Raw genomic sequence first — 13280 nt, 5'->3', positions numbered from 1 at the left:
GAAACCCTGTTTGCAGGTAGACCCGCCCAGCGCGGCGTATCCGACATCGAGCGTGGGCCGGTGTGCGCGGCGAAGCATCGTCGGAATGGAGCAACGCGTTTCACCGGGCAACGCGTTGCGCTGGCAGCGACCGCCATCGGCGGCGGCGAGCGTCGACACCGCGCGGCACAGCCGCGACAATACGCACCTCCTTCCGCTTTCGTCATCGAGGTGCCCGTGCCCGCCCAGTTCTCCGTTGCTCCCGCGATCGTCTGGTTCCGCGACGATCTGCGCGTGACCGACCAGCCCGCGCTGACGCGCGCGGTCGAGTCGGGCCGGCCGCTCGTGTGCGTGTTCGTCGACGACACCGGCGCTGGCGCCGGGCGTCCGCTCGGCGGCGCGGCACGCTGGTGGCTGCACGGGTCGCTCGCCGGGCTCGATGCCGCGCTCGCGCGTCATGGCGGACGCCTGCTGCTGCTGCGCGGCGACGCGCCGCGCGAGATCGAACGTGTCGTGCACGATACGGGCGCGGCAGCCGTGTACTGGAACCGGCGTTATGCGCAGCCGCAGCGCGACGCCGACGCGGCGCTGAAGACGTCGCTCAAGGCGCGCGGCGTCACGGTCGAGAGCAGCAACGGCAGCTTGCTGAACGAGCCGTGGGAGGTGCTGACGGGCAGCGGCGGCCCGTACCAGGTGTTCACGGCGTACTGGCGGGCGGCGCGCCGCGATCGCACGGTCGCCGCGCCGCTGCCGGAGCCCGGGCGGATCGCGTTTCATCCGTGGCCCGAAGCCGTGCGCGACCGCGCGCTGTCGCTCGACGCGCTCGCGCTGCTGCCGGATGCGCCGGACTGGGCCGGCGGCTTGCGCGATGCATGGCCGGCACCCGACGAGGCCGGCGCGCACGCGCGGCTCGACGCATTCGTGACGACCTCGCTCGCCGGCTACGCGGACGCGCGCGACCGTCCCGATCGCCCCGCGACGAGCCGGCTGTCGCCGTTCCTGCGCTTCGGCAACGTGTCGCCGCGACAGGTATGGCATGCGGTGCAGGGCGCCGCGCATGCCGGCGGCGCGGCCTATGCCGCGGACGCCGATAAATTCCTGAGCGAACTCGGCTGGCGCGAATTCAGCTACACGCTGCTGTATCACTTCCCGGCGCTCGCGACCGACAACTTCCGCGCGCAGTTCGATGCGATGCCGTGGCGCGACGATCCCGCCGCGCTGCACGCGTGGCAGCGCGGGCTGACCGGTTATCCGCTCGTCGATGCGGGCCTGCGCGAACTGTGGGCGACCGGCTGGATGCACAACCGTGTGCGGATGGGCGTCGCCTCGTTCCTGATCAAGCATCTGCTGCTCGACTGGCGCGCGGGCGAAGCGTGGTTCTGGGACACGCTGGTCGACGCGGACCCGGCGAACAACGCGGCGAGCTGGCAGTGGGTGGCCGGCTGCGGCGCCGATGCCGCACCGTATTTCCGCATCTTCAATCCGGTCGCGCAGGGGCAGAAGTTCGATCCGGACGGCGCCTACGTGCGGCGCTGGGTGCCCGAACTCGCGGGTCTCGACAACGCGTCGATCCATGCGCCGTGGGATGCGTCTCCGCTGGAGCGCGAGGCGGCCGGCGTGCGGCTCGGCGTCGACTATCCGGAACCGCTCGTCGAGCATGCGGCCGCACGCGCCCGTGCGCTCGATGCGCTGGCCGCATTGCCGAAGCGGCGTTGACCGCGCGTTCGCGCGGCGCGGTTTGACACGTCAGTTGCAGAACGCGACGTGTTCGAGCAGCGCATACGCGACGTCCGGACCGAAGTAGGCCGCGCCGCACCACGTGACGAACGCGAGCGTGCCGGCGGCCAGCGCCGCACGGATCAGGCCCATGCCGCGTTGCCCGACGCGGGCCGCGCGACGCGCGCGTCGTTGATCGGCAGGTGCAGCAGCGCCGCGAGCACGCCGAGCGCGATCGAGCCGATCCACAGCGGCATGTACGAGTGCGTCGCGTCGTATACGACGGCCCCGAGCCAGACGCCGAAGAAGCTGCCGAGCTGGTGCCCGAAGAACACGAAGCCGAACAGCGTCGCGATGTAGCGCACACCGAACACCTGAGAGATCACGCCGTTCGTCAGCGGCACCGTGCCGAGCCACGTGAACCCCATCACCGCCGCGAAGACGTAGACGCTCGCGGGCGACAGCGGCGCGGCGACGAACACCGCCATCGCGAGCGCGCGCACGAGGTACAGCACCGACAGCACGTATTTGCGCCGCAGCAGCCCGCCGAGATGGCCGCACGCGTAGGTGCCCGCGACGTTGGTCAGTGCGATCAGCGCAAGCGCGACGCTTGCATGGCGCGCGGGCAGCCCGTGGTCGAGCAGGTACGCGGGCAGGTGCGTCGCGATGAACGCGAGCTGGAAACCGCACGCGAAGAACCCCGCGTTCAGCAGCCAGAAGCCGCGATGCGCGAATGCCTCGCGCACGGCCTCGCCGATCGACTGGCCGGGGCCGGCGGCGGCATCGGCCGTCTGCACGGGGCGGTCGCGCAGCAGCACGGCGAGCGGCGCGAGCAGCGCCGCGACGAGCGCCAGCGCGATGAACGCGTGCCGCCAGCCGATGCCGCCGATCAGCGCCTGCGCGACGGGCACCATGCAGAACTGGCCGAGCCCGCCGATCGCGCCCGCGACACCGAGCGCCCAGCCGCGCCGCTCGGGCGGAAACAGGCGGCTCAGCGCACCGTAGATCGACGCGAAGGCCGAGCCCGACAGCGCGATGCCGATCACGAGCCCGGCGCCGACCGTAAATAGGCCGGTCGTGGCCGCATGCGCCATCGTGACGAGCCCGGCCGCATACAGCAGCATGCCGGCGACGATCACGCGCACCGAGCCGAAGCGGTCGGCGATCATTCCCGTGAACGGCTGCGCGACGCCCCAGACCAGGTTCTGCAGCGCCAGCGCGAGGCCGAACGCTTCGCGCGACCAGCCGTGGTCGAGCGAGACGGGCGCGAGGAACAGGCCTTGCACGTGGCGGATGCCGAGCGCGGTGCCCATGATCAGGCCGCCGGCGAGCACGGGCAGCCAGCGGCGTCGGACTTCCTGCTCGATCGGGGTCATGCGTGTCTCCGGATGAAGGTGCGCGGTCGAAACGGCCGCGCTCGATCCGATTAGACGATCGGGCCCGCGATCGCTCAAGCGATCATTCGGTCAGGTTGGCATGCGCATCGGGAATGCGAGGGTGCGGCGGCGCTGCCTGCAGTCGCGGGCGGCGGCTTACGCCGGTGACGTCGTGTCGTACGCGCGCATCGCCGCATCGCATTCGGCGGCCTCGGCGAGCATCCAGTCGCGCACCTCGACGACTTCGCGGCGCGGGGCCGGATCGTGCTGGAACAGCCAGTAGCCGTACGTATCCGTCAGCGCCTGCGTGTGCGGGCCGAGCACCGCGAGCCGCCCGTCCGCGAGCATCGGCGCGACGAGCGCGAGCCGGCCGAGCGCGACGCCCTGGCCCGCGATCGCGGCCTGGATCACCTGGTCGTACTGGTTGAAGCGCAGCACGCCTTTCGGGCGCGCGTCGCCCAGCCCGGCCGCATGCAGGTGCGCGTGCCACTGCAGCTGCGGTTGCGGCGGTCCGTCGAATTCGAGCAGCACGTGGTCGGCGATCGCGGCCGCGCGCGTGACCGGCCGCGCGGCGAGCGCGGGATGCGCGACCGGGACGACGATCTCGTCGAACAGGCGCAGCGCGCCGGCCGGCGCGCGGTCGCGCGAACAATAGCGGATGCCGAGGTCGATGCCTTCGGTGCGCAAATCGAGTACCTTGTCGTTCGCGGCGACGCGCAGGTCGACCGCGGGCAGGCGCGCCTGCAGCCGCCCGAGCCGCGGCAACAGCCACAGCGCGGTGACGCCGATGCTGGCGGTGATCGTGACGGGCTGGCGTTCGCGCGCGGCGGCGAGCGACGCGACGGTGTCCTGCAGGCCGTGCAGCGCCGCATCCGCGACGCGGAACAGTCGCTCGCCTTCCGGCGTGAACGCGATCTTCCGGTAGCCGCGCTGCAGCAACGCGACGCCGAGATGCGCCTCGAGCGCGTGGATCTGGCGGCTGACCGCCGACTGCGTGACGCACAGGTCCTGCGCGGCGAGCGTGATGCTCATGCGGCGGCCGACCGCGACGAAACCGCGGACGAGATCGAGCGACGGAAGACGGACGAGCGGCGTTGACATGCGCGTGACTCATGCGAACGGAGCAGCAAGATTGGTTGAGAACGCGCCACGCGTCAAGTTCAATGGAGGCTTGACGACGGGCGCGGGGCGGCCGCGAGGCAGGGGGATGGGTAGGCGCTGAAGCGCTGACTCGGGCCGACCGCGAGGCATGGGGTTCGAGTCAGCGCTGAAGCGCCAACTTGGGCCGACAGGAGACAGGATGACGATTTCGAACGAAGGAAGCGGGGCGGCGCAGCGCAGTCGCGCGGCGGGCGCATGGCCGCCGGAGCCCGTGACGCTGCGCGCGGCCGACGGTTACGAATTGCGTGGCCATGTGTGGCGCCATCGCGGCGGCGGCGCCGTGCGGCCCGTCACGGTCGTCAATTGCGCGACGTCGGTACGCTGCGACTACTACTTCCGTTTCGCGGCCTGGCTGTTCGCGCAGGGGCGCGACGTGCTCGTCTACGACTATCGCGGGATCGGCGCTTCACGCCCCGCGCAGCTCGCGAAGCTGCACGCGACTTGGCTCGACTGGGGGCGGCTCGATTGCGAAGCCGCGCTGCAGTATGCGCGCGACGCGTTTCCCGGCCAGCCGCTCGATGTCGTCGCGCACAGCATCGGCGGCTGCCTGCTCGGGCTCGCGGCATCGAACGTACACGTGCGGCATGCGGTGACCGTCGGCGCGCAGTATGCGTACTGGCGCGACTACCTGCCGGCCGAGCGGCGCCGCATGTGGTGGAAGTGGCATGTCGCGATGCCCGCGCTCGCGGCCGTGTTCGGCTATGTGCCCGCGAAGCGGCTCGGCTGGATGGAGGACACGCCGCGCGGGGTCGCGCTGTCGTGGGCGCGCGCGCAGCCGCGTTTCGAGGATGGCTACATCGGCGGCGTGCTCGATACCGGGACCGTCGGCCGCGCCGCGGTGCCCGCGCGCTTCGCGGGGCTGTCGGCGCCGATGCTCGCGATCGGCATCGACGACGACGCGTTCGGCACGGTCGAGGCGATCGAGCGGCTGGTCGGCTACTACACGGGCAGCAACGTCACGCATCTGAGGATCGCGCCGGCCGACATCGGCGTCGACGCGATCGGTCATTTCGCGTTTTTCCACAGCCGCTTCACCGACTCGCTGTGGCCCGTCGCACTGTACTGGCTGCAACACGGCGTGCTGCCGGCCGATGCGCCGGGCGCCGTGCATGCGCTTCACCCGGCGTCGCGCGGGCCGATAGCGGCCGGCGGCGTGCCGGGTGTGGCCGCGAACGGTTGACGTGGCGCCCGCCACGCATCGCCCCGTCGCGATCCGCTTCCCGGTCCTCCCGCGCCGGTTGCCGGCCGGCGCGATCGATTAACATCGGACGTTTCCATTCACAGCACAGGCTGCGCGTGCCGATGTCCACTCCGTCCGAATCCGCTTCCCCGCTCGACACGCCCCGCGCGTGGCGCGTGCACGCGCTCGACCTGCCGGAGGCCGCATCCCGTGCCGGCGTGCGGGTCGCGCGTATCGATTTCGATTGGCGCGTGCCGCTGTCGTCGCCCGCGTATGCGGCGCTCGGCGACGCCGAGCGGGCGCGCGCCGCGCGCTACATGCGCCACGAGGATGCGGTGCGCAGCGCCGCGACGCGCGCCGCGTTGCGCGACGTGCTCGGCGCGGCGCTCGAGGTCGCGCCGCATGCGGTCTCGATCGTCGTCGATGCATCGGGGCGGCCGTCGCTGGATCGCGCGCATCGCGCGTCGCTCGACTTCAACGTGTCGCACGCAGGCGATCACGCGTTGATCGCATGGGTGCCCGCGGGCCGCGTCGGCGTCGATATCGAGGGCTGTGACCGCGTCGCCGACTGGCGCGCGCTGATGCGTGAAGTCTGCGCACCCGCCGAGGTCGCGCATCTCGACAGCATGCCGCCCGCGGTGCGCGCGAGCGAATTCATGCGCGTGTGGTCCGCGAAGGAAGCGCTGCTGAAGGCGCTCGGCACGGGCATCGTCGGCGGGCTGCGCGCGTTCGCGGTGGTGCCGCCGCGCGACGCGGCGACGCCCGCGACGACGATCGTCGAGCCGGCCGCGCCTGCGGCCGGCGTCGCGGCGTTCGACGCGGCGTGGCTCGACGCGGCGCCCGGCTATGCGGCGTGCGTCGCGTGGACGCGCGTGTAAGCGGGCGTTGGCGCCCGGCGCTCATTCGAGCGGCGCATCGTTGGGCGCCGCATAGCGCGCCTTGATCACGTCGCTCATCGGGAAGTCGAACGACAGCCCCTTCGGCGGCACCGGCTTCATGAACCATTTGTCGTACGGCGCGTTGATCTCGCCGCTTTTCATCAGCTGCGCGAGCACGCCGTCGACGAGCGCCTTGAACTGCGGATCGTCCTTGCGCAGCATGAACCCGTAGGCTTCCGACGACTGCGGCGTGCCGACGATCTGCCAGTCGACCGGCTTCGCGGCGAGCTGGCGCACGCCCGCGAGCAGCACGTCGTCCATCATGTACGCGGCCGCGCGGCCCGATTCGAGCGTGAGGCGTCCCTCGCCGTAGTCCTTCGCGCTGATGATCTGCATGTTCATCTTCTTGTCCTCGTTCATCTTGCGCAGCAGGCGTTCGGACGTCGTGCCCTGGTTCGTCACGACCGTCTTGCCGGCGAGGTCGGGGAAGTCGCGGATGCCCGACGTCGTGCGCGTGAGCAACCGCGTCGTCGCGACGAAGAAGGTGGTCGAGAACGCGACCTGCGCATGGCGCGCGGCGAGGTTGGTCGTCACGCCGCATTCGAGGTCGACGGTGCCGTTCTGCACGAGCGGAATGCGGTTCTGCGACGTGACGGGGATGAAGCGCACCTGCAGGTCGGGCTTGCCGGTGCGCGCCTTCACGGCCGCGATCACGCGGTCGCACAGGTCCTGCGAGAAGCCGATCACCTTGCCGCCCGTATCGACGTAGGAGAACGGCACCGACGTCTCGCGATGGCCGATCGAGATCAGGTTGTTCCGCCGGATTTTCTCGAGCGTGCCGGACAGCGGTTCCGCGGCGAGCGCGGCGCCGCATGCCAGCAGGCACGCCGCGGCGAGCAGCGGGCGGCCGAACCGGGCGGCGAATCGTGACGGGAAGGGCATGGAGGGTCTCCGTGGCGAATGGTGATTCGTATGTTTCCAAAAACAAAATAATTGCAACATATGTTAATAACCGGATCCCGCCGGCCGGTCCGGCGGGCCACGCCGGACATCAGGGAAACTCCCGAGTCGAAATCGATGAAAAACGGGTTGTCTAGACAAGTTGTCGTGGCTACACTTCAATCCATTCCGAACTTGTCTAGACAGGATTGCTCACATGATTACGTTGACCCCCGGCCATCTGACCCTCCCGCAACTGCGCCAGATCGCGCGCGAATCCGTGCAGCTCGCGCTCGACCCGGCCAGCTTCGCGAAGATCGACGCGGGCGCGAAGGCCGTCGCCGACATCGCCGCGAAGGGCGAGCCGGCCTACGGCATCAACACGGGTTTCGGCCGCCTGGCCAGCACGCACATCCCGCACGACCAGCTCGAGTTGCTGCAGAAGAACCTGGTGCTGTCGCATGCGGTCGGTGTCGGCGAGCCGATGGCCCGTTCGTCGGTGCGCCTCCTGATGGCGCTGAAGCTGTCGAGCCTCGGCCGCGGCCACTCGGGCATCCGCCGCGAAGTGATGGACGCGCTGATCACGCTGTTCAACGCCGACGTGCTGCCGCTGATCCCGGTGAAGGGCTCGGTCGGCGCATCGGGCGACCTCGCGCCGCTCGCGCACATGTCGGCGGTGCTGCTCGGCGTCGGTGAAGTGTTCATTCGCGGCGAGCGTGCGAGCGCGCTCGACGGGCTGCGCGTCGCGGGCCTCGCGCCGCTGACGCTGCAGGCGAAGGAGGGCCTCGCGCTGCTGAACGGCACGCAGGCATCGACCGCGCTGGCGCTCGACAACATGTTCGCGATCGAAGACCTGTACCGCACGGCGCTCGTCGCCGGCGCGTTGTCGGTCGACGCGGCAGCCGGTTCGGTGAAACCGTTCGACGCCCGCATCCATGAACTGCGCGGCCACCAGGGCCAGATCGACGCGGCGGCGTCGTATCGCGAGCTGCTCGAAGGCTCGCCGATCAACCAGTCGCACCGCGACTGCGACAAGGTGCAGGATCCGTACAGCCTGCGCTGCCAGCCGCAGGTGATGGGCGCGTGTCTGGACCAGATGCGCCATGCGGCCGACGTGCTGCTGGTCGAAGCGAACGCCGTGTCGGACAACCCGCTGATCTTCCCGGACACCGGTGAAGTGCTGTCGGGCGGCAACTTCCACGCCGAGCCGGTCGCGTTCGCGGCCGACAACCTCGCGCTGGCCGCATCGGAAATCGGCGCGCTGGCCGAACGCCGCATCGCGCTGCTGATTGACGCGACGCTGTCGGGCCTGCCCCCGTTCCTCGTGAGGGACGGCGGCGTGAACTCGGGCTTCATGATCGCGCACGTGACGGCGGCCGCACTCGCATCGGAAAACAAGACGCTCGCCCACCCGGCGTCGGTCGACTCGCTGCCGACTTCCGCGAACCAGGAAGACCACGTGTCGATGGCGACGTTCGCCGCGCGCAAGCTCGCCGACATCGCGGACAACACGAAGCACATCCTCGCGATCGAACTGCTGGCCGCGGCCCAGGGCGTCGACCTGCGCGCGCCGTACCACACGAGCCCGAAGCTGGCGCCGGTGATGGAGACGATCCGCGGCAAGGTCGCGCATTACGAACTCGACCACTACTTCGCACCGGACATCGCGGCGGTCGCGAAGCTCGTCGGCGAGCGCGCGTTCGCGAAGGTCGCACCGTTCTCGTTCGCATCGGAACAGTAAGCCGATGAGCGCGCCGGTCTACCAGGAGATCAAGGATTTCATCCTGGCCCGCATCCACGCCGGCGAGTGGGAGGAGGGCGACCAGGTGCCGTCCGAGAACGAGCTGGCGCGCGAATTCAAGGTGGCGCGCATGACCGTCAACCGCGCGCTGCGCGAGTTGACGGCCGAGCAGGTGCTCACGCGCATGAAGGGCGCGGGCACCTACGTCGCGCGGCCGAAGTACGAGTCGACGCTGGTGGCGATCCGCAGCATCTCGGAGGAGGTCGGCGCGCGCGGGCATGCGTATCGGGCGAGCGTGCTCGGCCTCGACACGGTCCGCGCGGACGACGCGCTCGCCGACGAGATGCAGGTGGCCGTGCGCACGAAGCTGTTTCATTCGCAGGTGCTGCACTTCGAGAACGACGAGCCCGTGCAGCTCGAAGAACGGTGGGTGAATCCGGCGGTCGCGCCGGATTACGCCGAGCAGGATTTCACGAACACGACGCCGAACCTGTACCTGATGCGCGCGGCCCCGCTGCAGCGCGTCGAGTACCGGATCGAAGCGGCGGCCCCGGCGCCGGAGCGGCGCGAGCAGCTGCGGATGGACGACGTCGAACCGTGTCTGGTTTTACATCGGCGCACCTGGTCGCAGGGCGTCGTCGCCTCGGTGGCGAATCTGTGGCATCCCGGCAGCCGTTATCGCTTCACCGGGCATTTCTGATTCCTATTTGATAGTCATTTTCCCTCGGGAGCAGTCGTCATGAACCATCCGAAACACATCGATCCCCGTCTCGATCCGACGCGCACGATCCGCGCGCCGCGCGGCAGCGAGAAGACCTGCAAGACCTGGCTGGCCGAGGCGGCCTACCGGATGATCCAGAACAACCTGGACCCGGAAGTCGCCGAGCATCCGCATGCGCTCGTCGTGTACGGCGGCATCGGCCGCGCGGCGCGCAACTGGGAATGCTACGACCAGATCCTCGCGTCGCTGAAGGATCTCGAGGAAAACGAAACGCTGCTGATCCAGTCGGGCAAGCCGGTCGGCGTGTTCCGCACGCACAAGGATGCGCCGCGCGTGCTGCTCGCGAACTCGAACCTCGTGCCGCACTGGGCGAACTGGGATCACTTCCACGAGCTCGACCGCAAGGGCCTGATGATGTACGGCCAGATGACGGCCGGCAGCTGGATCTACATCGGCAGCCAGGGCATCGTTCAGGGCACGTATGAAACGTTCTTCTCGGTCGCGAACCAGCACTTCAACGGCGATCCGTCGGGCCGCTGGATCCTGACGGGCGGCCTCGGCGGCATGGGCGGCGCGCAGCCGCTGGCCGCGACGATGGCCGGCTTCTCGATGATCGCGGTCGAATGCGACGAGACGCGCATCGACTTCCGCCTGAAGACGCGCTACGTCGACAAGAAGGCAACGACGCTCGACGAAGCGCTTGGCATGATCGAGGAAGCGAAGCGCACGGGCAAGCCCGTGTCGGTCGGCCTGCTCGGCAACGCCGCCGACGTGTTCGCGGAACTCGTCACGCGCGGCATCACGCCGGACTGCGTGACCGACCAGACGAGCGCGCACGATCCGATCAACGGCTACCTGCCGCAAGGCTGGACCGTCGCGCAATGGCGCGAAGCGCAGAAGGTCGATCCGCAGAGCATCGTGAAGGTCGCGAAGCAGTCGATGGCCGTCCAGGTGCGCGCGATGCTGGCGCTGCAGGAACGCGGCGCGGCGACGCTCGACTACGGCAACAACATCCGCCAGATGGCGCTGGAAATGGGCGTCGAGAACGCGTTCGACTTCCCGGGTTTCGTGCCGGCGTACATCCGTCCGCTGTTCTGCGAAGGCAAGGGCCCGTTCCGCTGGGTCGCGCTGTCGGGCGATCCGGAAGACATCTACAAGACCGACCAGAAGGTGAAGGAGCTGATCCCCGACGATCCGCACCTGCACAACTGGCTCGACATGGCGCGCGAGCGCATCGCGTTCCAGGGCCTGCCGGCACGGATCTGCTGGGTGGGCGTGAAGGATCGCTATCGTCTCGGCCAGGCATTCAACGAGATGGTCAAGAACGGCGAACTGAAGGCCCCGATCGTGATCGGCCGCGACCACCTCGACACCGGCTCGGTCGCCAGCCCGAACCGCGAGACGGAATCGATGAAGGACGGGTCGGACGCGGTCAGCGACTGGCCGCTGCTGAACGCACTGCTGAACACGGCAGGCGGCGCATCGTGGGTGTCGCTGCATCATGGCGGCGGCGTCGGCATGGGCTTCTCGCAGCACTCGGGCGTCGTGATCGTCGCCGACGGCACGGCTGAAGCGCACGAGCGTCTCGGTCGCGTGCTGCTGAACGACCCGGCGACGGGCGTGATGCGCCATGCGGATGCCGGCTACGAACTCGCGCAGCAGACGGCTCGCGAAGCCGGCCTGAAGCTGCCGATGCTCGGCCGCTGAGCATGACGGCGCTCGACCAGGCGCCGGTGAACGCGACGCTGATCCGCGCGGCGGATCTCGTCGCGTCGCCGTGGAAGAACGGCGGCGGCGTGACGCGCGAGATCGGCGCGTTCCCGCCCGGCGCCGCGCTCGACGCGTTCGCGTGGCGCGTGAGCGTCGCGGACGTCGGCACGGCCGGCCCGTTCTCGCGTTTCGACGGGATCGACCGCACGCTCGTGCTGCTGTCCGGCGCGGGCATGACGCTCGCCGAAGCGGGCGGTGCGCACCATGTGCTCGACGTGCCGCTGGCCCGCGCGGATTTCGCAGGGGAAGCGGCGATCGACGCGACGCTGCACGACGGCGCGACGCGCGACTTCAACCTGATGACGCGCCGCTCGGCCGCGCGCGGCACGCTCGACGTGTGGCGCGCGGGCGCGCACCATGTCGCGCCGGCCGATACCGTGCTGCTGTTCTGCGCGACCGGCGCCGTCGGTGTCGCAATCGACGGCACGCACCACGCACTGGAAGACATGGACACGCTGCGGCTCGACGGGCCGCGGCGTGCGTTTGACGTCGTCGTGAGCGGGGGCGGTGCGTTGCTCGCCGTCTCGCTCGCCGTCGGCGAACGAGACTGAACGCATGAAACCGACTGTCTGGCATCACCTGAGGCTGTGTCCGCACGGCCATCCCGACGAAACGATCGACGACGCGGCGATCGCGGTCGACGAAACCGGCACGATCGTGTGGCTCGGCGCGTGGTCCGCGCTGCCGCACGGTTACGCGCACTGGCCGCGCGAAGACCTGCACGGCGCGTGGGTGACGCCGGGCCTCGTCGATTGCCATACGCACCTCGTGTACGGCGGCACGCGTGCGGACGAATTCGCGCAGCGTCTCGCGGGCGCCAGCTACGAGGAAATCGCGCGGCAGGGCGGCGGGATCGTGTCGACGGTGCGCGCGACGCGCGCGGCCGACGAAACGACGCTGTTCGTGCAGGCCGCCGCGCGCCTGCAGCCGCTGCTCGCCGAAGGCGTGACCGCGATCGAGATCAAGTCGGGCTACGGGCTCGACCTCGCGAGCGAGCGCAAGATGCTGCGCGTCGCGCGCCAGCTCGGCGAGCGCTTCCCGGTCACGGTCTACACGACCTTCCTCGGCGCGCATGCGCTGCCGCCCGAATACGCGGGCCGGGCGGACGCGTACATCGACGAAGTGTGCGACCGCATGCTGCCGGCGCTCGCCGACGAGGGTCTCGTCGACGCGGTCGACGTGTTCTGCGAACGCATCGGCTTCTCGCTCGCGCAGACCGAGCGCGTGTTCGAGGCCGCGACGCGCCGCGGCCTGCCCGTGAAGCTGCATGCGGAGCAACTGTCGAACGCCGGCGGCACGGCGCTCGCCGCGCGCTACCGCGCGGTGTCCGCCGACCACCTCGAGTTTCTCGACGAAGCCGGCATCGAGGCGATGAAGGCGGCCGGCACGGTCGCCGTGCTGCTGCCCGGCGCGTACTACTTCATCCGCGAAACGCAACTGCCGCCGATCGAGCTGCTGCGCAAGCACGGCGTGCCGATCGCGCTCGCGACCGATCACAACCCCGGCACGTCGCCGCTCGAATCGCTGCTGCTGACGCTGAACATGGGCTGCACGCTGTTCCGCATGACGGTGCCGGAAGTGCTGCAGGGCGTCACGCGCCATGCAGCCGCGGCGCTTGGCCGCGCGGATCGCCACGGCGCGCTCGAGGTCGGCCGCCAGGCCGACTTCGCCGCGTGGTCGGTCGGTTCGCTGTCGGAGCTCGCGTACTGGATCGGCCGGCCGCTGTGCGAGCAGGTCGTGCGCGGCGGCACGACCGTGTTTCGCCGGATGAACGGATAGTTTTTGCAGGGAGCCGGGCCGGGTGCGACCGCGCTCGACC

Annotated in this window: 12 protein-coding genes; 8 read left to right on the top strand and 4 right to left on the bottom strand. The window is 70.0% G+C overall.

Annotated features, from left to right (window positions below; genetic code table 11):
- Window positions 1-216 precede the first annotated feature (216 nt).
- A complete protein-coding gene (locus VXM69_RS31275) occupies window positions 217-1695 on the top strand; it encodes a deoxyribodipyrimidine photo-lyase (RefSeq protein WP_367189748.1) in 1479 nt (492 codons plus the stop codon).
- A gap of 30 nt (window positions 1696-1725) precedes the next feature.
- Here VXM69_RS31275 and VXM69_RS31270 read toward each other — a convergent pair whose 3' ends face one another.
- The 3 genes from VXM69_RS31270 to VXM69_RS31260 all read right to left on the bottom strand — a co-directional run bounded on the left by VXM69_RS31270 (window position 1726) and on the right by VXM69_RS31260 (window position 4172).
- Window positions 1726-1848 carry a hypothetical protein gene (locus tag VXM69_RS31270; RefSeq protein ID WP_034190377.1) on the bottom strand — a complete coding sequence of 41 codons (123 nt, stop codon included), beginning with the start codon at window positions 1846-1848 and terminating at the stop codon, window positions 1726-1728.
- On the bottom strand, window positions 1839-3071 hold the full coding sequence (locus tag VXM69_RS31265; RefSeq protein WP_367189747.1) for an MFS transporter: 1233 nt from the start codon (window positions 3069-3071) through the stop codon (window positions 1839-1841). Before VXM69_RS31265 ends, VXM69_RS31270 begins: the two co-directional genes overlap by 10 nt.
- 156 nt (window positions 3072-3227) lie before the next feature.
- Window positions 3228-4172 (bottom strand): LysR substrate-binding domain-containing protein, encoded by a 945-nt coding sequence (locus tag VXM69_RS31260; RefSeq protein WP_059560166.1) that lies wholly within the window; start codon window positions 4170-4172, stop codon window positions 3228-3230.
- A 199-nt stretch (window positions 4173-4371) separates the two neighbouring features.
- Here VXM69_RS31260 and VXM69_RS31255 point away from each other — a divergent pair, with 199 nt between their 5' ends.
- Entirely contained in the window at window positions 4372-5412 is a 1041-nt protein-coding gene (locus tag VXM69_RS31255) for an alpha/beta fold hydrolase (protein WP_034190380.1), read from the top strand.
- Between the two features lie 122 nt (window positions 5413-5534).
- Window positions 5535-6290, top strand: coding sequence for a 4'-phosphopantetheinyl transferase superfamily protein (locus tag VXM69_RS31250; RefSeq protein ID WP_367189746.1), 756 nt, complete (start codon window positions 5535-5537; stop codon window positions 6288-6290).
- Between the two features lie 21 nt (window positions 6291-6311).
- Here the strand turns inward: VXM69_RS31250 and VXM69_RS31245 are convergent, their stop codons facing one another.
- On the bottom strand, window positions 6312-7232 hold the full coding sequence (locus VXM69_RS31245) for a glutamate/aspartate ABC transporter substrate-binding protein (protein WP_367189745.1): 921 nt from the start codon (window positions 7230-7232) through the stop codon (window positions 6312-6314).
- Between the two features lie 214 nt (window positions 7233-7446).
- Between VXM69_RS31245 and hutH the strand changes: the two genes are divergently transcribed.
- The 5 genes from hutH to hutI are packed head-to-tail and all read left to right on the top strand — an operon-like array spanning window position 7447 to window position 13240.
- Window positions 7447-8970: a histidine ammonia-lyase gene (hutH, locus tag VXM69_RS31240; RefSeq protein WP_034190383.1), complete on the top strand. Its 1524-nt coding sequence runs from the start codon at window positions 7447-7449 to the stop codon at window positions 8968-8970.
- 4 nt (window positions 8971-8974) lie between these two features.
- The gene (gene hutC / locus VXM69_RS31235; protein WP_034190384.1) at window positions 8975-9670 is read left to right on the top strand and encodes a histidine utilization repressor; all 696 of its coding nucleotides are present in this window, start codon (window positions 8975-8977) and stop codon (window positions 9668-9670) included.
- 39 nt (window positions 9671-9709) lie between these two features.
- Complete coding sequence (hutU, locus tag VXM69_RS31230; RefSeq protein WP_034190385.1) at window positions 9710-11398, top strand: urocanate hydratase; 1689 nt, start codon at window positions 9710-9712, stop codon at window positions 11396-11398.
- A 2-nt stretch (window positions 11399-11400) separates the two neighbouring features.
- On the top strand, window positions 11401-12012 hold the full coding sequence (locus VXM69_RS31225) for a HutD family protein (protein ID WP_049030528.1): 612 nt from the start codon (window positions 11401-11403) through the stop codon (window positions 12010-12012).
- 4 nt (window positions 12013-12016) lie between these two features.
- The gene (hutI, locus tag VXM69_RS31220; RefSeq protein ID WP_367189744.1) at window positions 12017-13240 is read left to right on the top strand and encodes an imidazolonepropionase; all 1224 of its coding nucleotides are present in this window, start codon (window positions 12017-12019) and stop codon (window positions 13238-13240) included.
- Window positions 13241-13280 lie beyond the last annotated feature (40 nt).

Origin of the sequence: Burkholderia sp. Ed8 (assembly GCF_040761425.1) — a bacterium.
Taxonomy (GTDB): Bacteria; Pseudomonadota; Gammaproteobacteria; order Burkholderiales; family Burkholderiaceae; genus Burkholderia; species Burkholderia seminalis.
The sequence above is the reverse complement of the archived record's forward strand: the minus strand, read 5'-3'. Positions and strand labels throughout refer to the sequence as shown.

Coding starts and splice junctions, on each gene's coding strand:
- VXM69_RS31245 (WP_367189745.1), bottom strand. CDS start 7,232: ATGCCCTTCCCGTCACGATTCGCCGCCCGGTTCGGCCGCCCGCTGCTC.
- hutC (WP_034190384.1), top strand. CDS start 8,975: ATGAGCGCGCCGGTCTACCAGGAGATCAAGGATTTCATCCTGGCCCGC.
- hutH (WP_034190383.1), top strand. CDS start 7,447: ATGATTACGTTGACCCCCGGCCATCTGACCCTCCCGCAACTGCGCCAG.
- hutI (WP_367189744.1), top strand. CDS start 12,017: ATGAAACCGACTGTCTGGCATCACCTGAGGCTGTGTCCGCACGGCCAT.
- VXM69_RS31265 (WP_367189747.1), bottom strand. CDS start 3,071: ATGACCCCGATCGAGCAGGAAGTCCGACGCCGCTGGCTGCCCGTGCTC.
- VXM69_RS31270 (WP_034190377.1), bottom strand. CDS start 1,848: ATGGGCCTGATCCGTGCGGCGCTGGCCGCCGGCACGCTCGCGTTCGTC.
- VXM69_RS31255 (WP_034190380.1), top strand. CDS start 4,372: ATGACGATTTCGAACGAAGGAAGCGGGGCGGCGCAGCGCAGTCGCGCG.
- hutU (WP_034190385.1), top strand. CDS start 9,710: ATGAACCATCCGAAACACATCGATCCCCGTCTCGATCCGACGCGCACG.
- VXM69_RS31260 (WP_059560166.1), bottom strand. CDS start 4,172: ATGTCAACGCCGCTCGTCCGTCTTCCGTCGCTCGATCTCGTCCGCGGT.
- VXM69_RS31250 (WP_367189746.1), top strand. CDS start 5,535: ATGTCCACTCCGTCCGAATCCGCTTCCCCGCTCGACACGCCCCGCGCG.
- VXM69_RS31225 (WP_049030528.1), top strand. CDS start 11,401: ATGACGGCGCTCGACCAGGCGCCGGTGAACGCGACGCTGATCCGCGCG.